At 67.5% G+C, this 22,623-nt stretch carries 18 protein-coding genes; all 18 read left to right on the forward strand.

From position 1 onward, the window contains the following. Nucleotides 1-45 precede the first annotated feature (45 nt). The 18 genes from QSJ34_RS07695 (at nt 46) to QSJ34_RS07780 (ending at nt 22,610) form a co-directional block, all read left to right on the forward strand. Nucleotides 46-813, forward strand: coding sequence for a TrmH family RNA methyltransferase (locus tag QSJ34_RS07695; RefSeq protein ID WP_285573446.1), 768 nt, complete (start codon nt 46-48; stop codon nt 811-813). Further along, a complete protein-coding gene (gene lnt / locus QSJ34_RS07700) occupies nt 807-2,318 on the forward strand; it encodes an apolipoprotein N-acyltransferase (RefSeq protein ID WP_285573449.1) in 1,512 nt (503 codons plus the stop codon). The genes QSJ34_RS07695 and lnt overlap by 7 nt, the downstream gene beginning before the upstream one ends. Further along, nucleotides 2,318-2,818, forward strand: a complete 501-nt coding sequence (locus tag QSJ34_RS07705) for a GNAT family N-acetyltransferase (RefSeq protein ID WP_285573454.1) — start codon at nt 2,318-2,320, stop codon at nt 2,816-2,818. The genes lnt and QSJ34_RS07705 overlap by 1 nt, the downstream gene beginning before the upstream one ends. Further along, nucleotides 2,815-3,444 carry a Maf family protein gene (locus QSJ34_RS07710; RefSeq protein ID WP_285573457.1) on the forward strand — a complete coding sequence of 210 codons (630 nt, stop codon included), beginning with the start codon at nt 2,815-2,817 and terminating at the stop codon, nt 3,442-3,444. Before QSJ34_RS07705 ends, QSJ34_RS07710 begins: the two co-directional genes overlap by 4 nt. Before the next feature lie 400 nt (nt 3,445-3,844). Next, nucleotides 3,845-4,408, forward strand: a complete 564-nt coding sequence (locus QSJ34_RS07715) for a cytochrome c3 family protein (RefSeq protein WP_285573460.1) — start codon at nt 3,845-3,847, stop codon at nt 4,406-4,408. 11 nt (nt 4,409-4,419) lie between these two features. Next, complete coding sequence (locus QSJ34_RS07720; RefSeq protein ID WP_285573462.1) at nt 4,420-4,623, forward strand: hypothetical protein; 204 nt, start codon at nt 4,420-4,422, stop codon at nt 4,621-4,623. A 4-nt stretch (nt 4,624-4,627) separates the two neighbouring features. Next, the gene (locus tag QSJ34_RS07725) at nt 4,628-7,600 is read left to right on the forward strand and encodes a TAT-variant-translocated molybdopterin oxidoreductase (RefSeq protein ID WP_285573464.1); all 2,973 of its coding nucleotides are present in this window, start codon (nt 4,628-4,630) and stop codon (nt 7,598-7,600) included. Nucleotides 7,601-7,675: 75 nt separating this feature from the next. Continuing rightward, entirely contained in the window at nt 7,676-9,082 is a 1,407-nt protein-coding gene (nrfD, locus tag QSJ34_RS07730) for an NrfD/PsrC family molybdoenzyme membrane anchor subunit (RefSeq protein WP_285573466.1), read from the forward strand. After that, the gene (locus QSJ34_RS07735) at nt 9,075-10,217 is read left to right on the forward strand and encodes a quinol:electron acceptor oxidoreductase subunit ActD (RefSeq protein ID WP_285573470.1); all 1,143 of its coding nucleotides are present in this window, start codon (nt 9,075-9,077) and stop codon (nt 10,215-10,217) included. The genes nrfD and QSJ34_RS07735 overlap by 8 nt, the downstream gene beginning before the upstream one ends. Then, nucleotides 10,214-11,362: a hypothetical protein gene (locus tag QSJ34_RS07740; RefSeq protein WP_285573474.1), complete on the forward strand. Its 1,149-nt coding sequence runs from the start codon at nt 10,214-10,216 to the stop codon at nt 11,360-11,362. The genes QSJ34_RS07735 and QSJ34_RS07740 overlap by 4 nt, the downstream gene beginning before the upstream one ends. After that, nucleotides 11,359-12,060, forward strand: a complete 702-nt coding sequence (locus tag QSJ34_RS07745) for a c-type cytochrome (protein ID WP_285573477.1) — start codon at nt 11,359-11,361, stop codon at nt 12,058-12,060. Before QSJ34_RS07740 ends, QSJ34_RS07745 begins: the two co-directional genes overlap by 4 nt. 6 nt (nt 12,061-12,066) lie before the next feature. Continuing rightward, entirely contained in the window at nt 12,067-12,915 is an 849-nt protein-coding gene (locus QSJ34_RS07750) for an SCO family protein (RefSeq protein WP_285573480.1), read from the forward strand. Next, entirely contained in the window at nt 12,912-14,534 is a 1,623-nt protein-coding gene (locus QSJ34_RS07755) for a cytochrome c oxidase subunit I (protein ID WP_285573484.1), read from the forward strand. The genes QSJ34_RS07750 and QSJ34_RS07755 overlap by 4 nt, the downstream gene beginning before the upstream one ends. Further along, on the forward strand, nt 14,531-15,133 hold the full coding sequence (locus QSJ34_RS07760) for a cytochrome c oxidase subunit 3 family protein (protein ID WP_285573488.1): 603 nt from the start codon (nt 14,531-14,533) through the stop codon (nt 15,131-15,133). The genes QSJ34_RS07755 and QSJ34_RS07760 overlap by 4 nt, the downstream gene beginning before the upstream one ends. Nucleotides 15,134-15,142: 9 nt before the next feature. After that, nucleotides 15,143-15,457, forward strand: a complete 315-nt coding sequence (locus tag QSJ34_RS07765) for a cytochrome C oxidase subunit IV family protein (protein ID WP_285573491.1) — start codon at nt 15,143-15,145, stop codon at nt 15,455-15,457. Between the two features lie 7 nt (nt 15,458-15,464). Beyond that, on the forward strand, nt 15,465-16,418 hold the full coding sequence (gene coxB / locus QSJ34_RS07770; RefSeq protein WP_285573495.1) for a cytochrome c oxidase subunit II: 954 nt from the start codon (nt 15,465-15,467) through the stop codon (nt 16,416-16,418). 162 nt (nt 16,419-16,580) lie between these two features. After that, nucleotides 16,581-17,468 carry a protoheme IX farnesyltransferase gene (locus QSJ34_RS07775; RefSeq protein WP_285573498.1) on the forward strand — a complete coding sequence of 296 codons (888 nt, stop codon included), beginning with the start codon at nt 16,581-16,583 and terminating at the stop codon, nt 17,466-17,468. Between the two features lie 150 nt (nt 17,469-17,618). Further along, a complete protein-coding gene (locus QSJ34_RS07780; protein ID WP_285573500.1) occupies nt 17,619-22,610 on the forward strand; it encodes a Pls/PosA family non-ribosomal peptide synthetase in 4,992 nt (1,663 codons plus the stop codon). Nucleotides 22,611-22,623: the final 13 nt, after the last annotated feature.

Raw genomic sequence — 22,623 nt, forward strand, 5'->3', positions numbered from 1 at the left:
AGGATGGAGCGGATAGTCTAAACCATTGTCGCCATCCAGGTCCCCATGCCATCTCTCTTGACCAGCAAAGCCAACCCTCGCTTCAGGGCCCTCCTGGCGAGGCTGCGCCCCACCGGAACCAGGCGGGAGGCCACCCTTCTGCTGGGGCCCAAGCTCATCGAGGCCTGGGCGGCCGTCCAGCAGACCGCCGCCGGGAAGCGCCTGAAACCGGCCCTCTGGCTGCGTCTGGAACAGACCGATCCGCACCCTCTGGAGGCGGGCCTGGGCCTGGAGACCCAGATCCTGGGCGAGGCCCTCATGCGGGAGCTGGCCGATGCGGGCAGCCCCCCGGAGCACGCCCTGCTGATGGACCTGGGCCCTGAACCCGCGGGCCCCCTGCCCGCCCGCGTCATCGGCGCCTGGGGCATCCAGGATCCCGGCAACCTGGGCGCCATCCTCCGCAGCGCCGCCGCCTTCGGATTCCAGGAGGCCCTTCTCGGGCCCGGCTGCACCGATCCCTTCCACCCCAAGGCCCTGCGCGGCAGCATGGGCGCCGCCTTCCTCATGCCCCTGCGGCGCATGGATCGTCTGGAACCCGACAAGGGCCACTGGTACGCCCTGGATGGCGGGCCCGGCGCCGTGCCCCTGGCCGAGGCCGACCTTTCCGGGCCCCTGCGCCTCCTCGTGGGCAACGAAGGCCACGGCTGGCAGGGCGTCGAGATTCCCGAAGGCGTCTCGCGCCTAGCCATCCCCATCCAGGGCGTGGAAAGCCTCAACGCCGCCGTGGCCGCGGGCATCGCATGCTACGAAGTAGCTCGGAGATCCATGTGCTGAAATCCGGTTGGCTGCTGAGCCTCCTGAGCGCCCTGTTCCTGGCCTTCGTGTTCGTGCTGGCCTTCCGTTTTCCCGGCGCCCTGGGGGGCTGCCTCGAACCCGCCATGGCGCTGATCTTTCCGCTGCTGCTGCTGGATGGGCTGTTCAAGGGGCGCCACGCCTTCTGGGTGTGGATCACGCTGGTGCTGGGCCTCCTCCTCCTCTACCAGTGGGTGCCCCAGACCCTCGCCAGCAAGGGTGGCCTGCCCTTCGGCCTCGCCCTGGTGGGCACGGTGCTCCTGGGTCTGTGGGAAGCCACGGGCCTGTGGGCGGTGGCCCTGGGATCGCGCTGGGCCTTCCGCCGGAGCGGCGCGGCAGGTGCGGCCTGCGCCGCAGCCCTGCTGCTGCTGCTCTGGGAAACCTGGGGCTTTCATGTCTATCCCTGGACCTGGGGGGCCGCCTTCGGATCCCTGCCCTGGACCGCGCGCTCGGCGGCCTTCCTCGGCGCCTCGGGCCTGTCGGCCCTGGCCTGGGGCGCGGGCGCCTGGACCGCCGCGACCCTCGCCGAAGGCGGCTCCGCCCGCCGGGCCCTGGCGGGACCGGGGCTCGCCCTCGGCTTCTTTCTGGTGGCCGGAGGCGCCTGGTACCTCCTTCCCCGGGATCCCGTCCGTAGGCTCGACGTGGCCATGATCCAGCCCAACTTCCCCGCGGGCCATCAGTGGCCGGGCATGGAAACCGAGATGTGGCGGCGCAGCGATGCCCTGCTCAAGACCCAGGGCTGGCCGCGGAAGGAGCGCGCGACCCTGCTGCTCTGGCCCGAGAGTTCGGTGATGGGCCGGGACGACCGTCAGCCTAATCCCCGCCTGGCTTCGGAGGCCGCCTCCCGCGGAGTGGCCTGGCTCTACGGCACCGAAGGCGGTCTCTTCAACCTGGTGCGCGGCGAGGCGGCGGGCCGGCCCACCTTCCTCTTTGCCAAGGTCGACCCCATGCCCTTCGGCGAGCGCAATCCAGGGCCCCCGGCCTTTCGCCGCTGGCTGGACAAGCAGATGGATTTCACCTCCCAGGAGGCGGGAACCTTGTCGGAAGGCTGCGCCTTCGCCGTGCCCACGCCCCAGGGGGACATCCGTGTCCATCCCCTGCTCTGCAGCGAGGCCCTCATGCCCGAGCGGACCCGCCGCGGATTCGCGCTGGGCCACGCCGACCTGCTGAGCAACCACACCAATGACGGCTGGTTCGACCAGAGCATCGCCACCGACCTGCACGCCGCCCAGATCCGCCTGCGGGCCCCCGAGCTGGGCGTGCCCCTGCTGCGGGCCACCCTCAGCGGAAAGTCGGGGATATTTAGGGAGGACGGCCGCTTCGAGCTCTGGGGCGAACCCCTCAGCGAGGGCACCTACGCCCTCGATCTCCAGTGGCGGCCGGTCCACACACCGGCCCGTTCCGCCTGGCTGGTGCCCTTCCTGATGAGCGTCCTAACAGCGGCTTTGCTCCTGCTAGGATGGAAGGCCCAACCCCGGAAACCCTGATGGATCGTGATTTTCTCGTACCCGAGCCGCTGGCGACACCGCACGGCACCGTGGCCTTCTTCGACGAGACCTGGAGCGTGGACCCCCGCGAACTCCAGATCTTCTTCCAGGCCGAAGAGGTCTACTGGACGGCCTACCGCACCATCGAACAGTGGCGGCGCCTCCTGGCCTGCTCCCGCATGCTCACGGCCCGCCTCGTTCCCGAGGGACACAAGGGCGGCCGTTTGGTGGGAGCCACGCGCCTCTGGTCGGATCACGCCTACGAAGCCAAGCTCTACGACGTGGTGGTGGCCCAGGACCTCATGGGCCAGGGCATCGCCTCCGAGCTGGTGAAGTGGGCCCTGCGCCACCCCTGGACCGGCGACGTGCACCGCTTCGTCCTGGAGACCCGCGACGCCTCCGAGTTCTATCCCCGCTTCGGTTTCCAGTTCGGACATGAAGTGGAAAGCATCCACATGCGCGTGAAAACCGCCGACCTCCAGGCACGAGGCCTTCGATGACGGACACCCGACCCGGCCTTTCCGAAATGGCCCTTCAGCCCCTCATCCTGGCCAGCGGCAGCCCCCGCCGGCGCCACTGGCTCGAGGCCATGCGCATCCCCTTCGAACTGCAGGTCCCGGACGTGGACGAGGCGCCCCTCCTCGACGAGGAGCCCTCCGACCTGGTACTCCGCCTGGCCGAACTCAAGGCCGAGGTCATCGCCCATCGCAACCCGGGCCGCTGGGTCATGGCCGCCGACACCACCGTGGCCGTGGACCACCACACCCTGAACAAGCCCGTGGACGTGGAGGACGCCGTCCGCATGCTCACCCTGATCCAGGGCCGGGCCCACCAGGTTCACACGGGCTTCTGCCTGCAGAAGAACGACACCGTCCACAGCTTCGTGGACACGGCCCAGGTCTTCTTCCGCCCGCTGACCGAGGCGCAGATCCGCTGGTACGTCGCCACCCGCGAGCCCATGGACAAGGCCGGGGCCTATGCCATCCAGGGCATCGGAGCCCTCTTCATCGAGAACGTGGAGGGCAGCTTCTCCACCGTCATGGGCCTGCCCGTGGAAAAAATGGGCGCCCTCTTCGGGGTACTGGGCCTGCTCAAGCCCTGGATGGGATTCCCACGGGGCGCGTGACTTTCCCGTGGCAATTCGGGCGGTTTCCCTGGAGGAAATCGTCCTCGAAAAGAGCCCCAAAATAGATCACCCGAAAATCCTCTTAATTCCTTGGAAACGCCTCGGGAAAAATAGGTAAACATTCGCGTTCCCATGCTCTATCATCGTGATCTGCGACACAACTTGCCGCGTTGTCGCGATGGGGCCTGCAGGCCCCGGCCTAGGGATGGTGTCCGAGCCCTTCGGACCAGCACCCTCCCCAACCTAAGCCTGCGGTTGGGCATGTCGATAAGGGTTCACCCCCACCTTCATGCCTTGGCCATAACCCACGGTTATGGTTCCCCGCCCTGAGCACCTGTTCCACCGTTCCCTGAGGTCCCCGGCCTTCCCCGGGGGTCCGCGGTTTCCCAAGGGGTTGTGCATGCACCGATTTGACCGAGCGTTCCGCTTCGTCCTGCCGGCCGCGGCCGTGGCGATCCTCGCCACCGTCCTGAGCGTAGGCTGGTTCACCCAACCGGACCGCTTCGCCAAAGGCTACGCCCCCGAACAGCCCATTCCCTTCTCCCACGAGTTGCACGCCGGCACCCTCCGCATGCAGTGCCAGTACTGCCACTCGGGGGTGACCAAGTCCCGCTCGGCGGGCATCCCCAGCCCCGACCTCTGCATGGGCTGCCACAAGGTCACCCGGACCGAGCGCCCGGCCATCCAGAAACTGGCCCAGATCGCCGCCTCCGGTGAGCCCCTGCCCTGGCAGCGCGTGCACACCCTGCCCGACCACGTCTTCTTCGACCACCGGCCCCACGTGAACGCAGGCATCGCCTGTCAGAGCTGCCACGGCGAGGTGCAGACCATGAAGGTCATCACCCGCGAGATGGGCATGCGCATGGGCAACTGCCTCGCCTGCCACCGCGATCCCCACGCCGTGCTGCCGCCGGGTTCGAAAATCACCAAGGGCGCCGAGCATTGCTCCGCCTGCCATCGCTAGGAGCACCGACGATGGCCGATGTGACCCGCAAGCCGATCCGCCAACCGATCGTGGATCGCGCCACCGCCCTTCTGGCGGGCCCCTTCCTCCTGGGGCAGCGCGCGCTGGGCCTGGTCTTCCAGCCGGACAAGTCGCCGGGCGACCCGCCGCCCGAGCCAGCCGCCCTTCGAATCTCCATCAAGCCCCCTGAACACGCCATCAAGCGCCGCGGATGACCCGATGAAGACACGACTCCCAGATCACGGCCCCCTCGAAACCCCGAAGTTCTGGCGGACGCTCGAAGAGCGCGTCGAAACGCTGGACGCCCAGGAAGCCGCCCATCACGAATTCCTGCCGAGCGCCGGCCCCGGCGCCTTCGACGACGTCCACGGCCTGCCCGTCCAGGACGGCTTCTCCCGCCGCGACTTCTTCGGCCTCGTTGGCGCCGCCGCGGCCGTGGCGGCCACCGTCGCCTGCGACCGCAAGGGCCAGGGCACCGTGGTGCCCTACACCAAGCGCCCCGTGGAAGTGACGCCCGGCGTGGCCAACTACTACGCCAGCGCCACGAACGAAGGCCGCCGCGTCTACCCCGTGCTCGTGAAGACCCGCGAGGGCCGCCCCATCCACATCACGGGCAACGACGAGCACCCCGGCGTGAAGGGCAAGACCAGCCCCCGTACCCTGGCCGACGTGCTGCGCCTCTACGATCCCGATCGCCTGCGCGCCCCCAAGGCCAACGGTCGCACCCTCGGCTGGACCGAGGCCGAGGGCCAGCTCCAGGCCGCCCTGAAGTCCGCCAAGGCCTCGGGCAAGGCCGTGCTGCTCGTCTCGGGCGCCGTGGTCTCACCTTCGCGCAAGGCCCTGCTGGCGGATCTCAAGGCCGCCCTGCCCACGCTGGAACACCTGGCCTACGAGCCCGTCGCCGGTGATGGCGCCGAGGAGGCCGCCAAGGCCAGCTTCGGGCAGTCCGTCGACGTCCAGCCGCGCCTGGACAAGGCCAAGGTCATCCTCTCCCTCGGCGCCGATTTCCTCAGCGGCGAGGATCCGGAATCCCTCGGCGCCTGGGGCGCCCAGCGCCGCCTGAAGAGCGCCAAGGACAACATCAACCGCCTCTGGGTGCTGGAAGGCCCCCTCACGCTGACCGGCACCAACGCCGATCAGCGCGTGCCTGTGGTGCCCTCCCGCCTGGCCGCCGTGGCCTTCGCCCTGGCGAAGGAGCTGGCCGCCAAGGGCGTCTCCCTACCCGCGGGCACGGATCTCTCCGCCATCCCGGCACAGAGCGAAGTCCCCGCCAAGGCCTGGTCGAACCTCGTGAAGGATCTCCAGCACGCCGGCCGCAACGCCGTGGTGCTCTGCGGCGCCCAGATGCCCGCCGAGGCCCATCAGGCCGCCCACCTGCTGAACGCCATGCTGGGTTCCGAGGCCGTGTCCGTGCGCGCCGCCGAGCCCCTGGCCACCGTCAAGGATCTCGAAACCGCCACCAAGGGCATGGGCGAAGGCCGCTACGCCGCCGCCATCTTCTGGGACGTGAACCCCGCCTACACCTTCCCCAAGGCTTCGGCCTGGAAGGAAGCCCTGGCCAAGGTGCCCTTCCGCGCCTGGATTGGTCAGGTCGAAGACGAGACCGCCGCCCAGTGCCAGCTGCTCCTCCCCGAGAACCACTGGCTGGAAAGCTGGGGCGACTTCAGCACCGCGAGCGCCGCCGTCCTGCAGCAGCCCACCATCGGCACGCTTTACGACACCAAGCAGGGCGAGGACGTGCTCCTGGATGCCGCCAAGGCCCTGGGTGCCGCCACCGCCGACAACTACCACGCCTACCTGCAGGCCCGCTGGCAGAAGAGCCTGCCCCTCGGCACCAGCTTCGCGCAGGCCCTCCATGACGGCCTCGTGAAGGGCGAGGACAAGGCCGCCTCGCCCGCCTTCAAGGGCGCGTCCGTGGCCGCCGCCGCGAAGAAGGCCGCCGATTCCAAGCCCCAGGGCCTGGAGCTGGTGCTCTTCCCCGGCTTCGCCACCCACGACGGCCGCCACGCCAACAACAGCTGGCTGCAGGAGACGCCCGATCCCATCAGCAAGATGACCTGGGACAACCCCGTGGCCGTTTCCGTGCAGGACGCGCAGGCCATGGGCATCCAGGAAGGCGACTACGTCAGCCTGTCGCTGGACGGCACGACCCTGCGCCTGCCCGCCATCCTCCAGCCCGGCCAGGCCAAGGGCGTCATCGCCCTGGCGCTGGGTTACGGCCGCACCACAGGCGGCGTGGCCAAGGGCGTGGGCGTCGACGCCTTCCCCCTGCTCGGCCTCGATCCCGCCAGCGCCCACGTGCGCAAGGGCGCGAAGCTGGCCAAGGCCGGCGGTAAGAAGGAGCTCTCCCGCACCCAGAGCCACCACCGCATGGAAGGCCGCGACATCGTCCGCTCCCTCACCATGGACGAGTTCGAGCATCACCCCCAGGGCCATCATCATGCCCCCGAGATCGTGAGCCTCTACGAGGACCAGAAGTTCCCCGACCACAAGTGGGGCATGGTCATCGATCTGGCAGCCTGCACGGGCTGCTCGGCCTGCGTGGTCGCCTGCCAGTCCGAGAACAACGTGCCGGTGGTGGGTCCCGAGCAGGTGGCCCGCGGCCGCGAGATGCACTGGATCCGCATCGACCGCTACTACGAGGGCGAGCTGGAGAACCCCAAGGTGGTCCACCAGCCCATGCTCTGCCAGCACTGCGACAACGCGCCCTGCGAAAACGTGTGCCCGGTCAACGCCACCAACCACAGCCCCGAAGGCCTGAACCAGATGGCCTACAACCGCTGCGTGGGCACCCGCTACTGCGGAAACAACTGCCCCTACAAGGTGCGCCGCTTCAACTTCCTCGAATACACCGCCTACAAGACCGAGCCCGAGACCCTCGCGAACAACCCCGAGGTCACGGTCCGTCCCCGCGGCGTCATGGAGAAGTGCTCCTTCTGCGTGCAGCGCATCAATGACGTGAAGATCCGCGCCAAGGGCGATGGCCGCGCCATCCTCGACGGCGAGATCACCACGGCCTGCATGGCCGGCTGCCCCTCGGACGCCATCGTCTTCGGCGATCTGAAGGATCCCAAGAGCAAGGTCTCCCAGCTGGTGACCGCCAGCCGCGCCTACCGCGTGCTGGAAGAGCTGGGCGCCAAGCCCGCCATCACCTACCTCGCTGATCTCAAAAACCCTGCGGCAGGAGAATAACCATGAGCACGAAGCAGGAGCGAAGTGCCACCGTGCGTAGCGCGGCCCCCCAGGGTGCCGCACAGGAGGTGCGGCATGAAGCTTGATGCCGCCACGTCCGCCGGCGACATCCCGGAGGGCCTGCTGGAACCTGCGCTCACCGTGGGCCGGGTCACCCCCGGCAGCCTCGATGATCAGGTGCTGGCCTTCCCCGAGACCAAGCCGCCCAAGCAGTGGTACTTCGCCCTGGCCATCACCCTGACCGCGGCCCTCATCGGGGTCATCTCCATCGGCTACACCTTCATCACAGGCATCGGCGCCTGGGGCAACAGCAGCCCGGTGTTCTGGGCCTTCGACATCATCAACTTCGTGTTCTGGGTGGGCATCGGCCACGCCGGCACGCTGATCTCCGCCATCCTCTTCCTCTTCCGCAAGCGCTGGCGCAACGCCATCGCGCGCTTCGCCGAGGCGATGACGATCTTCGCGGTGATCTGCGCCGTGATCTTCCCGCTCATCCACGTGGGTCGTCCCTGGCTGGCCTACTGGCTCTTCCCCTACCCGAACCAGCGCGCCCTCTGGACCAACTTCCGGTCCCCGCTGCTCTGGGACGTCTTCGCGGTGAACACCTACTTCTCCGTGTCCCTGATGTTCTGGTACCTGGGCCTGATCCCCGACATCGCCTCCATGCGCGACCGGACGACCAGCAAGCTCCGCAAGGTCATCTACACCATCCTGGCCGTGGGCTGGCGCGGCGCCGCCACCCACTGGCAGCACTACGAGAAGGCCTACCTGCTGCTGGCGGGCCTGGCCACCGGCCTGGTGCTCTCCGTGCACTCGGTGGTGAGCTTCGACTTCGCCACCTCCGTCGTGCCCGGCTGGCACATGACCATCTTCCCGCCCTACTTCGTGGCGGGCGCCATCTTCGCCGGCTTCGCCATGGTGGTGATGGTGCTGGTGGTCGTGCGCGAGACCATGGAGCTGAAGAACCTCATCACCATGCGCCACCTGGACGTGATGAACAAGGTCATCCTCTCCATGAGCTGCATCATGGGCTACAGCTACATGATGGAAGGCTTCACGGCCTGGTACTCGATGAACGAGTTCCTCCACCACGGCTTCATGAACATCGTCACCGGCACCTACGGATGGGCCGGCTGGGTCACCATCAGCTGCAACATCCTCATCCCCCAGATCCTCTGGTTCAAGAAGGCCCGGGCCAGCTACTTCTGGATGATCCTCGTGGCCGTGGGCGTGACCATCGGCATGTGGTTCGAGCGCTTCGTGATCATCGTGATCTCGCTGCACCAGGACTTCCTGCCCTCCGCCTGGCGCATCTACAAGCCCACCATGGTCGACTTCGGCGTCCTCCTGGGCACCTTCGGGATCTTCTTCACCCTGGTGCTGCTCTTCGCCCGCGTGCTGCCGGTCATCGCCACCACCGAGGTGAAGGCCATCCTGCCGGACGCGCAGCCTTCTCACCATGGAGACGAGCACCATGCCTGAGACCTCCTACTCCGTTCTGGGCATCTTCGAGACGCCTGACGCCCTGATGAAGGCCATCCCCAAGGCCCGGGCCGCCAAGCTCGGCGAAGTCGAAGCCTACACGCCCTACCCCATCCACGGCATCGATGACGCGCTGGGCCACCGCAAGTCGCCCCTGGGCGGCATGGTGCTGGTCATGGGCATCCTGGGCGCGATCACCGCCTTCGGGTTCCAGTACTGGATCAGCGCCATCGACTACCCGATCATCACCGGCGGCAAGGCCGCCAACTCGTGGGAAGCCTTCATTCCCATCATGTTCGAAGTGACGGTGCTCTTCGCCACCTTCACTGCCGGGCTCGGCATGCTGTTCCTCCTGAACAAGCTGCCCTTCTTCGGCCACCCGGTGCTGTCCTCCAAGTCGATCACGGGCATCACCCGCGATCGCTACGCCCTCGCCATCGAGGCCGAGGACGAGAGTTTCGACAGCGCCGCCGCCGCCCAGACCCTGAAGGACGCGGGCGCCATCGAGGTCGAGATCCTGCCGGCTCCGGACCGCAGCCCCTTCCTCACCAGCAACTTCATCCTGCGCGCCCTCGGCGGCATCTTCACGGCCTGCGTCGTCGCCGGCCTGGCGATGTTCTTCCTCACCAAGTGGTTCCCCCTGCTGGCGCCCATGAAATACATGCAGGACCAGCCCCGCCTGAACGCCCAGAAGGCCTCCACTTTCTTCAAGGACGGTCACGGCATGCAGCAGCCCGTCGCCGGCACGGTGGCCCGCGGCTTCCTGCCCACGGCCACGGGCACCCAGGAGGAGGCGGCCTCGCTCGTCAATCCCCTGCCCCGCACCAAGGAGGTCTTCGCCGAAGGCCGCAAGGTCTACGTGAACCGCTGCGAAGTCTGCCACGGTTCCCTCGGCAACGGCGTCGGCAGCCTCACGGCGGCCTACGGCGGCAAGCCCGCGAACCTCCAGTCGCAGATGTTCCGCGAATACCCCGATGGCAAGATCTACTGGGCCATCGTCAACGGGAAGAACGCCATGCCCTCCCACGCCCCCTACCTGTCTGAGAACGAGCGCTGGGCCGTGGTGCACTACGTGCGCGCCCTCCAGCGCGCCCAGAACGCCAAGGACGAGGACCTGAAGGTGGTCGCACCATGAGCCAGAACAAGAACGCTTCTCCCCTGATCTGGGGCGCCACGGCGCTCGGCGCCCTCGGCGTCCTCGGCAGCTACGTCGCCGCCGGACACGAGCGCTTCTGGGCGAACTGGGTGCTCTGGTTCGTCCTTCTCTTCACCCTGGGCCTCGGATCGCTCTTCATCGTGGCCCTGGAGCACCTCGTCAGCGCCAAGTGGAGCGTGCCCGTGCGCCGCATCCCCGAGCGCCTGGCCACCCTCCTGCTGCCCGCCGTCCCCGTGGGTCTCATCGCCCTGGGCGCCCTGCCCGTGCTCTACCCGGGCACCCGGCCCGAGGCGGCCCACCACCCGATCCTCGCGGGCAAGGCCTTCTGGCTCAGCATCCCCTTCTTCTCCGTGCGCACCCTCGTCGCCTTCGCCCTTTGCATGCTCGGCCTGGCGGTGCTCGTGGGCGGCTCGCTGAAGCAGGACGCCACCAAGGATCCCGCCTTCAACTTCCGCGCCCGCAAGTTCGCCCCGGCCTTCATGGCGATCTTCGCCCTGGTGATCACCCTGATCGCCTTCGACTGGATCTCCGGCCTCACGCCCGAGTGGTACAGCGACATCTTCGGCGTCTACGTCTTTGCCGGCGCCTTCCTCAGCGGCCTGGCGGCCACGGCGCTCTGCGTCCTCTACCTGCAGGATCAGAACCGCCTCGAGGGCGTCCGCGGCGACCACCTCTACAACCTGGGCGGCTTCCTCTTCGCCTTCACCGTGTTCTGGTCCTACATCGGCTTCGCCCAGTACATGCTGATGTGGTACGCCAACCTGCCCGACGAAGTCATCTACTACAAGGTCCGCCTCGCCGGTTCCTGGCGCGCCATCACCATTTGCCTGGCCACCCTGCACTTCGTCATCCCCTTCTTCGCCCTCGTCACCCGCGATGCCAAGAAGGATCCGAAGCGCCTGCGCCGTGTCGCCTTCCTCATGCTCGGCGCCCACGTGCTGGACATGTACTGGCTCATCTTCCCCGTGCTCGGCACCAAGCCCCACTTCTCCTGGCCCGAGCTCAGCTTCGCCCTCTTCTTCATCGGCGGCATCCTCCTCTGGATCCGCGGCGCCATGCAGAAGGGTGAGGACATGCCCGTCGGCGATCCCTTCCTCCGCGAGGGTCTGGAGTTCCGGCTATGAAGATTAACGACTACCTCTCCCACGAAGAGCTCAAGCGCCTCATCTCGGCCCTGCTCGTGGTGCTCGGCTTCATCAGCATCGCGGCCTTCTTCGGCTTCACCGTCGTGCCCGGCCTACGCTACCAGGCCTACACCACGGGCGAATCCCAGGTGCAGGCCGTGCAGGGCGAGACCGGCTGGCTGGATCCCACGGAATACCCGGTCATGGCCAAGGAGGTCATCCCGCCCATCGATCCCAAGACCGTGATGACGCCCAACCCGGCGCTCATGGCCCGCGGCAAGGCCCTCTTCGCCCAGAACTGCGCCACCTGCCACGGCCCCGAAGGCCTAGGCGACGGCGCCGCCGGCAAGGGGCTCACCCCGCACCCCCGCAACTTCACCGCCAATGCCGGGTGGAAGAACGGAACGAAGCTCGAAGACATCTACAAGACGCTCGACGAGGGCATCAAGGGCAGTTCGATGGTGTCCTACAACTACCTGCCCAAGAAGGACCGCATGGCCCTGGCCCACGTGGTGCAGTCGCTCGGCGCCTTCGATCACGGCGCCAGCGATCCCAAGGCCCTCGCCAACCTGGAGAAGCTCTTCGCCAGCGCCGGGGAAGTCATTCCCAACCGCATCCCCGTGAGCCGCGCGGTGACGGTGCTCTGCCGCGAGTACGCGGAAGCCCATCCCCAGCCAACCGCCACGACCCTCCGCTGAGCTCCCATGACCACGCTCACGCTCCGTCGCGCCCTCCTTTCCGCCAGCTTCGCGGCCCTTCTGGGCCTGCCCGCCGGGCTGAGGGCCCAGGCGCCGGCTTCTACGCCCACACCTACGCCAGCACCCGCAGCCACGCCTTCGTTCACGCCTGAGGAAGTGGGCATCAACGAGAAGCTCGGTGCCACCATCCCGCTCGACCTGGAGCTGAAGGCCGAGGACGGCAAGCCCGTCACGTTGCGCCAGCTCATCGACAAACCCACCATCCTCACCCTGAACTACTTCCGCTGCGCGGGCATCTGCACGCCCCAGCTCAGCGGCGTGGCCGAGGTGCTGAACCGCACCAAGGCCGAGCCCGGGAAGGACTTCCAGGTAATCACCGTGAGCTTCGACGAGCGTGACGAGCCCGAGGTCGCCTCCCAGAAGCGCATCAACTACCTCGGCGAAATCACCCGCCCCTTCCCGCCCGCCGCCTGGCGGTTCCTCACGGGACCCGGCGCCACCACCAAGGCCCTGGCGGATGCGGTGGGTTTCAAGTTCAAGCGCGTGAACGACGACTTCGTCCACGCCGCCGCCATCATCTTCATCAGCCCCAAGGGCCAGATCACGCGCTACATGTACGGCGTCACCTACCTGCCCGCGGACCTGCAGCTGGCCGCCCAGGAAGCCGCCCGCGGCGAGGCCCAGCCCACCATCAACAAGTTCCTGAAGTTCTGTTTCAGCTATGACCCCGCCGGACGTAAGTACGTCCTGAACACCACCAGCCTCGGCGCCACCTTCATCATCCTGGCGGCGCTCGTCTTCGTGTTCTTCCTCGTCCGCCGGGGACGCCAGACCAAGTCTGAGGAGGGCCAATGAGCACGCATGCTTCCACGGCGCAGCCGAGCTACCTGGTGGATACCGGGGAGCGCAAGGGCCTGATGGCCTGGCTGACCACCACAGACCACAAGCGCATCGGGCTGCTGTACCTGTACTCGATGGTCACGTTCTTCTTCGTGGGTGTGGGCATCGGCTTCGTCATGCGCCTCGTCCAGCTCACCACCTTCCAGAAGCTGATCACCGCGCAGACCTACAACGCCCTGTTCACGGTCCACGGCGTGATCATGATCTTCCTGTTCGTGGTGCCGGGCCTGCCCGCCATCTTCGGGAACTTCTTCCTGCCCATCCTGATCGGCGCGAAGGACGTGTCCTTCCCGCGCCTGAACCTGGCCTCCTGGTATTTCTTCATCGTCGGCGCCATCCTCGCCGTGCTCTCGCTCTTCACGGGCGGCGGCGCGCCGGACACGGGCTGGACCTTCTACGCGCCCTTCAGCCTGAAGACCGGCACCAACGTGAGCCTCGCCGTCTTCGCCGCCTTCGTGCTGGGCTTCTCGTCCATGCTCACGGGCATCAACTTCATCACGACCATCCACCGCCTGCGGGCGCCGGGCATGAAGTGGTTCCGCATGCCGCTGATGTGCTGGGCCCTCTACTCCACGGCCTGGATCCAGTTGCTGGCCACCCCCATCGTCGCCATCACGCTGGTGCTCGTGATCCTCGAGCGCTTCTTCGGCATCGGCATCTTCGATCCCGCCAAGGGCGGCGATCCGCTGCTCTACCAGCACCTCTTCTGGATCTATTCCCACCCGGCCGTCTACATCATGATCCTGCCGGCCATGGGCGCCATCACCGAGATCATCCCCACCTTCGCCAAGCGCCCCGTCTTCGGCTACAAGGCGATCGCCTTCAGCTCCATGTCCATCGCGGCCGTGGGCAGCCTCGTGTGGGCCCACCACATGTTCACCTCGGGCATGAGCAACGTCGCCCAGATGGTCTTCTCGCTCCTGACGATGGTCGTGGCCGTGCCCAGCGCCATCAAAGTCTTCAACTGGGTGAGCACGCTCTACAAAGGCAGCATCGACTTCCAGCCACCTCTCCTCTTCGCGCTGACCTTCATCTTCCTGTTCTGCATCGGCGGCCTCACGGGCGTGATGCAGGGCGCCCTGGCCGTGAACGTGCACATCCACGACACCTACTTCATCGTGGGCCACTTCCACTACGTGATGTTCGGCGGCACGGGCATGGCGCTCTTCGCGGCGCTGCTCTACTGGTTCCCCAAGATGTGGGGAAAGATGTACTCCAAGAAGATGATCTACGCCGCCTGGTTCCCCATGTTCATCGGCTTCAACATGCTCTACTTCGGCATGATGATCCTCGGCGTGATGGGCATGCCCCGCCGCTACTACGTCCACCTGCCCCAGTTCCACACCATGCACGTGGTGGCCACCGTGGGCAGCTGGTTCCTCGTCCTGGGCCTGCTGATGTTCTTCGGCACCCTGCTCTACGCGATCTTCAAGGGCAAGAAGGCCGAGGACAATCCCTGGGGCGGCGTGACCCTGGAATGGACCATCCCCAGCCCACCCCCGCTTGAGAACTTCGAAGAGATCCCCACCGTGACGCACGGCCCCTACCACTTCGAGCAGAAGGAGGCGAAATGAGCGGGCACGTTCACCGCGACGATTTCGGTTCGCGCCTGGGCATGTGGCTGTTCCTGGTGACGGAGATGGTGCTCTTCGGGGGCCTCTTCATCGGCTACTCCTACATGCGCTTCAAATACCCCGCGGAATTCCACCACGGCGGTTCCGAGCTCAACGCCACGCTGGGCGTGATCAACACGCTGGTGCTCCTCACCAGCAGCCTCACAGTGGTGCTCGCCATCGTGGCCATCCAGCGCGCCCAGAAGAAGCTGGCCATGGCTTTCCTGAGCAGCACGCTCGTCCTCGGCGTCACCTTCCTCGTGATCAAGTCCTTCGAATGGGCCGCCAAGTTCCACCACGGCCTCTACCCGAATTCGGCCCACCTGGCCACGCTGCCCCCGGGCGAGCAGGTCTTCTTCGGCCTCTACTTCACCATGACCGGCCTGCATGGGCTGCACGTCATCGCCGGACTGTCGGTGCTGGGCGTCATGCTCTGGTGGGTGGCGACCGATCGCATCCGCCAGGACCGCTACATCCACCTGGAGAACGGCGGCCTCTACTGGCACCTGGTGGACGTGATCTGGATCTTCCTCCTCCCGCTGTTCTACCTGGCCGCGTAAGGACTTCCCATGAGCGAATACGTCGAACATTCCGCCGACAACCAGGGCGAACATCATGACGAGCACCCGGGCTACGGCACCTTCATCAGGGTGTGGGTCGCCTTGCTGATCCTCACGGGCTGCCTCGTGGGCGCCAGCCACCTGGGCCAGACTTACGCCGTGTGGGGCCTGCTCACGCTGACCCCCCTGAAGGCCGGCTTGGTCTTCTACTACTTCATGCACCTGCGGTACGAGGGGCCCCTGTTCAAGGTCGTCGTGCTCGTGACCCTGGGCACGCTGCTGATCTTCTTCGCCCTGCTGTTCTCTGACGTCGCTTTCCGCTGAGGCTCCCATGGATTGGATGAACCAAGCCGCCATTTCGGCCCAGAAGTCCGACGCGGTCTTCTTCTACGTGTTCGGGCTGTCGGTGGCCTTCCTGATCTTCATCACGGCGCTGATGATCTACTTCGTCGTGCGCTACAGCAAGAAGCGCCACCCCGTCGCTGCGCAGATCGAGGGCCACGTGGGCCTGGAGATCGTGTGGACCACCATCCCCCTCGTGCTGTTCCTGTCGATCTTCTACTACGGCTGGACCAACTACGAGTACATGCGCCAGGCCCCCCGCGACGCCATGGCCATCAAGGTCACCGCCCGCCAGTGGAACTGGTCCTTCGAATACCCCAACGGCAAGCAGAGCAAGGTGCTCTTCGCGCCCCTGGGCAAGCCCATGAAGATGGAGGTCCGCAGCTCGGACGTGGTGCACGGCTTCTTCGTGCCCTCCTTCCGCATCAAGATCGACGCCGTGCCCAGCCGTACCAACACCACCTGGTTCCAGGCCACCAAGGTCGGATCCTACGATGTGGAATGCACCGTCATCTGCGGCGTGGACCACAGCCTCATGCTGAGCAAGATCATCGTGGTGCCCGAGGATGAGTTCAAGGCCTGGTACTTCGGCGGCGAAGACGCCCCCGAGCCCGGCAAGGCCTTCCGCGCCGCCGAGGCGCACCCCGACCTCAAGGACCTGCCGAAGGGCCTCGCCGTGCTGACCAGCAAGGGCTGCCTCGCCTGCCACTCCGTGGATGGCAAGCCCAAGGTCGGCCCCACCCTCAAGGCCCTCTACGGCCGCGAGGAGCAGATCCTCCAGGCCGGCGCCATGAAGATCGTCCGGGTCGATGACGCCTACCTGCGCCACGCCATCACGAACCCCGCCGACCAGGTGGTGCGCGGCTATCCGCCCGCCATGCCCCAGACCCCGCTCACCGAGCAGGAACTGAACGAGGTCGTGAACTACATCAAGAGCCTATGATCTCCGGGGGACCGGGCTGCGCCCTGCACCCCCGGACCCTCGCGCCATCGCCCAGCCAAGCTGAGCTCTGGCTTTAGAACTCCGGGGGACCAGACGCACCCCATCCCGCACAATCGCCCAGCCTCGCTGGGCGATTGCTTCAACAGGAGTCATGATTTGAGCGTGGCCGCCCTCTCTGCCCCGAAATCCCATCCAGTCTCGACCTTTCTCGAGCTGACCAAGCTTCGGATATCAGGCGCCTCCACCTTCACGGCGGCGGCGGGCTACATCGCCTACCTCCGGGGTGCGAACGCGGGGTTGATCACCACGCTGCTCGGCATCCTCCTGCTGGCCATGGGCAGCAGCGCCTTCAACGAGGTGCAGGAGCACAAGTTCGACGCCCAGATGCCCCGCACGGCGAACCGACCCATCCCCCGGGGAGACCTCTCCCCGGCCCAGGCTGCGCTCATCGCCGGCGTGATGGCCGTCTCCGGCTTCCTCGTCCTGTGGCTGGCCCACAACCTCACGTCGGCCCTGCTCGGAGCCTTGGCCCTCGTCTGGTACAACGGCTTCTACACACCCCTCAAGCGCGTGAGCGCCTTCGCCGTCGTGCCGGGATCGCTCATCGGCGCCCTGCCCCCTGCCATCGGCTGGACGGCAGCTGGCGGACACGCGGCGGATCCTTCGGTGCTCGCCCTCGCCTTCGTCTTCTTCATCTGGCAGGTGCCCCACTTCTGGCTGCTGGTGGGCCTCCACGCCGAGGGCTACGAGGAGGCCGGCTATCCCACGCTGGTGGGCCTCTTCGGCCGTCCCCGCCTGTCGCGCCTCACCTTCACCTGGACCTGCGGCACGGCGGCCGCGTGCGGCCTGCTGCCGCTCTTCCACGTGCTGGTCTCGAAGCCCGCGGAGATCATGCTCGGCCTCGGTGCCGTCTGGCTCATCCTCGGCTCCCTGCCCCTGTTGAAGCCCGGCCAGGATGCCCCGCTCTACCGGCGCGTCTTCATGAACATCAACCTGTTCGCCCTCGTGCTCACTGCCGCGGTGATCCTGGATCCCTTTTTCAGCCGCTAGCCCGCGCCAAACACGCACCAGGCTTCAACCTTCGGCCTGGCTTCGGAGTCCGTGGTGGCGTCAGGATGGGTCTATCCACACAGGGCGCTCCACCGGCTGAATCCCTAGGGGATCTCATGTCCTACGATCATGCTGGATTCCGGAAGCGCCATGCCCTCACCCCATTCCCTTCACCTACGGCCCACTTGGGCGGCCCTGGCCGCCTTCGCGTTGGCTGCGCAGGCGCACCTGGGAGAGGACGACCTTCAGCTTGAAACGCAGGCTGGAGGCCAGGTTCGACACATTTCGATCGACCCTTCAACCTTCGGATCCGCCGCGGAACTCGCGCAGATCCTCGGCGAAAGCCTAGACCCGGCAACCCTAAATTTCGAGATCCGAGGCTGGGCCGCATCGGGCGGAGCGGTGCTATCGGGGCGCCTCGATATCTCGGATCTCCGCGCCGAACGGAGCCTCACTCCGGGATCCAGCCTCTGGATCTCCCGCCACGTCCAGCGCCTCTTCGAGGCTCTCACCCAGTCACCCGAGACTCCCTGCGAAGACTTGTCCATGCTGGATTCCGAAGAGCGGGCCCTGCTTCTGGGGGCCTTTTCAGGACCGGCCCACGATCCCGGCCTCACACGCGCAGAGACCCTGCCCCGGATCTTCGAGGAAACGGCGCGCCTCCGCCCCGACCTTGCGGCCCTCGAGGTGGATGGCCGCACGCAAACCTATGCGGAGCTGGAAGCCGAAGCCGAGCGGATCGGCCGCCAGCTTCAAGCCTTGGGTCTAGGCCGCGGGTCGCTCGTCGGGCACTGGTTCCCCCGCGGTGGCGGCGCCCACGCGGCCCTGCTCGGCATCCTGAAGGCGGGCGCCGCCTACGTGCCCCTGGACCCGGACCTGCCGCCGGCCCGCCTGCGCCAGGTGGTCGTGGAATGCCGCATGGACCTGCTGCTGACGCCACGTTCCCAGGGCGCCAGCCTCGATCTGCCCTGCCCGCGCCTCGACCAGGCCGTGGACGTCGAGGAGGCACGCGTCACCCTTCTGCCCGTCGACCCCAGTCCAGATGGCCCCAGTCCCGACGATCTCGCCTACGTCATCTTCACGTCGGGTTCCACGGGCACGCCCAAGGGCGTGCCCATCACGCACCGCTCGGCCTGCACCCTCGTGCGCGCCGAGCAGCGCCTCTTCGCCGTCACGCCCGGGGATCGCGTGTTCCAGGGATTCTCTCTGGCCTTCGACGCCTCCGTGGAGGAGCTGTGGCTGGCCTGGGCCAATGGGGCCTGCCTGGTGGTGGGCACCAAGGCCCTGATGCAGTCCGGGCCGGACCTGGGCAGGCGGCTGGGCGAGTTGGGCATCACCGTCTGGTCCACCGTGCCCACCCTCCTCGGCCTCCTGAACGACCCCGTTCCGACCCTGCGCCTGCTCATCCTCGGCGGCGAGGCCTGCCCGCCGGATCTGGTCGCACGCTGGTGGCGGCCCGACCTGCGCATGGTGAACACCTACGGCCCCACGGAAGCCACCGTCATCTCCACCTGGACGGACCTGCATCCCGACCGCCCCGTCAGCATCGGCAAGGCCGTGCCCAACGACCGCGTGTACGTGCTGGATGCCCGCGGCCGCCTCTGCCCCATCGGCGTGCCCGGTGAGCTGCACCTGTCCGGCGTCGGCCTGTCCCAGGGCTACCTGGGCCGCCCGGAGTTGACGGCGGAACGCTTCATCCCGAATCCCTACGCCGACGGCCCCTTCACCGAGCGGCTCTACCGCACGGGGGATCGCGTCCGCTTCAACGACGACGGCGATCTGGAATTCCTCGGCCGCATCGATACGCAGGTGAAACTGCGGGGCTTCCGCATCGAGCTGGAGGAGATCGAAGCTTCGCTGCGCCTGGATCCCGCCGTGCAGGCCGCCGCGGTGACACTCTGGAAGGAGGCGGGCCCCGAGCGGTTGGTGGCCTACGCGGTGCCCAGCCCCGGCGCCTCCTTCGATGAGGAGGGCCTCCTGCGGGGCTTGAGGGAACGCCTGCCCAGCTACATGGTTCCCAGCGCCGTCGAGGCACTGGACAGCCTGCCCACGCTCGCCAGCGGCAAACTGGATCGCAAGCGGCTTCCCGCGCCCCGCCACCGCGAGCCCATCGCGGCTCCCGCGGAGGATCTGACGCCCTGTCAGCAGCGCCTGAGGGCCACCTGGACCCGGCTCTTCTCGGGCCGCGCGCCGGGTCTCGACGAGAACTTCTTCAAGGATCTGGGCGGTCACTCCCTCCTGGCGGCGGCCATGGTCTCGGAACTCCGGCGGGAGCCCGATTTCGAAGGGCTCGCCGTCTCGGATGTCTACGCCTTCCCCACCCTCCGCGCCCTCGCCGCCGAATGCGAGGCCCGGATCTCCCATCGCAGCGCCGCACCCGCGCTCGCACAAGAACCCGCGCCGAAGGCCGCACCCTGGCGGTTCCGCGCCTGCGCCCTGGCCCAGGCCCTGTCGCTCTACCCGCTGCTCGGCTTCTACGCCCTGCAGTGGCTCAGCCCCTACCTGGTCTACAGCTGGAGCCAGGATCACGATTTCTCGCGGCGCACCGGCATGCTGGCGGCCCTCGCCTCGCTGATCCTCGTCTACCCGGCGATGTACGGGCTGTCCATCCTCGCCAAGTGGGCGCTGCTGGGCCGCATGCGGCCGGGCCGCCATCCCATCTGGGGCTTCTACTACTGGCGCTGGTGGCTCGTGCAGCGGATCGTCGCCGCCACGCCCCTGGACTACCTCGTCGAATCGCCCTGGCTGCCTCTCTACTACCGCCTCATGGGCGCCCGCATGGGCCGGAACGTGCACCTGGGCACCACCTCGCTGGCGGCCTTCGACCTCGTGGAGATCGGCGACGATGCAAGCATCGGCCAGGACGCGCGCCTGAGCGGCTACACGCTGGAGGACGGCTTCCTCCAGATCGGTCCCATCCACATCGGGCGCCGCTGCTACGTCGGCAACCGCTCCATCCTCTGCCCGGGAACCGTGCTGGAGGACGGCGCCATGCTGGAGGACCTGAGCCTTCTGCCGGCCGGTGCGCGCATCGCCTCGGGCCAGCATTGGACGGGATCTCCGGCCCAGCCCCTGCCGCCCACCGATTCTGACCAGCAGCGCCTGTCGGTGGATCTGCCCCGGCCCGCGCCCCTGCGGCGTATGGGATATGCCGCGGCCCAGGCCCTGGGCGCCTTCCTCATCCCCGTCGCCTTCCTCGCGGCCATCTTCCCGGGCCTGATCCTCATCAACGAGCTCTACGCGAACACCTCCGGCTACTTCGCCTACCTGGTGGTGGCGCCCGCCGTGGGCCTCTCCTTCGTCGTGCTGCTGGCCCTGGAGATCGCGGCCGCCAAGTGGCTGCTGCTGGGGCGCGTGCGGCCCGGCACCTACGACCGGCAGGGCCCCTTCATCCTGCGCAAGTGGTTCGTGGATCGCCTCATGAGCCTGGGTCTGGACCTGCTCGCGCCGCTCTACGCGACCCTCTACCTGGCGCCCTGGTTCCGCCTCCTCGGCGCGCGGCTCGGCGCCTGGGCCGAGGTGTCCACGGCGGGTTCGGGATGTCCCGACCTGCTCGATATCGGCGAAGAGAGCTTCATCGCCGATTGCGTCTCCTTCGGCCCGCCGCGGGTGGACCTGGGTCGCGTCACCCTCGCGCCCACGCGCGTGGGGCGCCGCGCCTTCGTGGGCAACAGCGCCCTCATCCCCTCAGGCACCACGCTGGGCGAAAGCGTGCTCGTGGGCGTGATGTCGGTGCCGCCCGTCGATCCGCTCGAAGCCGCCCGCGTGGACAGCTCCTGGCTCGGGTCCCCGGCCATCTACCTGCCACGCCGACAGGAGAGCTCCGCCTTCGGCGAGGAAACCACCTTCCGTCCGCCGCGCCGGATGATCCTGCTCCGCGCCTTCATCGAGCAGTTCCGCGTCATCGCCCCCGTCACGGGTTTCGTCGTCATCACCAGCCTGCTGCTCACGGCCATGACCGAGATTGAAGAGGCCTTCTCCCTGAAGGTCGCGGCCCTCTCCCTGCCGGCCCTGTACTTCCTCGGCGGCCTGCTCGCCTGCTTCTTCGTGGTGGCCGTGAAGTGGCTGGTGATCGGCTTCTACCGCCCCAGCGAAAAGCCCCTCTGGTGCAGCTTCGTGTGGCGCACCGAACTGGTGAGCGGGCTCCATGAGAACCTGGCGGACTCCTGGCTGCTGCGCCTGCTGGTGGGCACGCCCTTCGTCCCCATCTACTTCCGGCTGCTGGGCTCGCACATCGGGCGCCGGGTGTGCATGGAAAGCACCTGGCTGACGGAGTTCGACCTCGTGAGGATCGGCGATGGGGCCCAGCTCAACGCGGATTGCACGGTCCAGACCCACCTCTTCGAAGATCGCGTGATGAAGATGGACCGCATCGAGATCGGCCCGGGATGTTCGCTGGGGACGGATTCGGTGGTGCTCTACGGATCGCGCATGGAGGCGGGCTCCGTGCTGGGCGACCTGTCCCTGCTCATGAAGGGGGAGTCGCTGCCGGCCGGCACCCGCTGGGAAGGCTCACCCGCGCGGCCCTCTAGCCGTCCGACGCCTCCCGCCCCGGCGCTGCCGGCGGCTCGCGAAGGCGCCGGGGGCGGGATCCACGTCTTCATCCAATCAGACACGCAACCTCATGCGCTGCCCGCCGAACTCGCCGATCAAGTGATCCTGCTGAATCCGGATCCGCAGGGGCGGCCCCGGGCCATGGATGGCGAAGGCCGCCCCCTGACCATCAGCCGTTCCCGGGCCCTCGGCGTGCAGGTGCTCGCCCTGGCCGAAGGGGGCCGCCTCGGCGTGGATCTGGAACGGCTCCGCCCCTCCGAGGCCCTCCAGGCCGCCTCGAAGGCCTTCCTGCCCGCCGAACGGGACTGGGCCGATCGACAGCCTGAACCCCGATGGAAGGCCCTGCTCCGCCTCTGGACGGCCAAGGAAGCGATCCTCAAGGCCCTCGGCCACGGCTTCGCCACGGGCCTGGATCAGGTGGAACTCGGCCCGGATGGGCGGGGCGGCCTCAAGCTCCTGCGGCTCTTCGGCCGGGAAGCGCTGGCCGAGGGCTGGCACCTCGAATGCCGGGAACACGAGGTGGAAGGGCGGACCTACCTGCTGGCCCTGGCCAGGGCGACACCCTCCGTGGCCTCAACGGGTTCTTGAACTCGAACCTGGA

It is taken from the genome of Geothrix limicola (assembly GCF_030268085.1).
Taxonomy (GTDB): domain Bacteria; phylum Acidobacteriota; class Holophagae; order Holophagales; family Holophagaceae; genus Geothrix; species Geothrix limicola.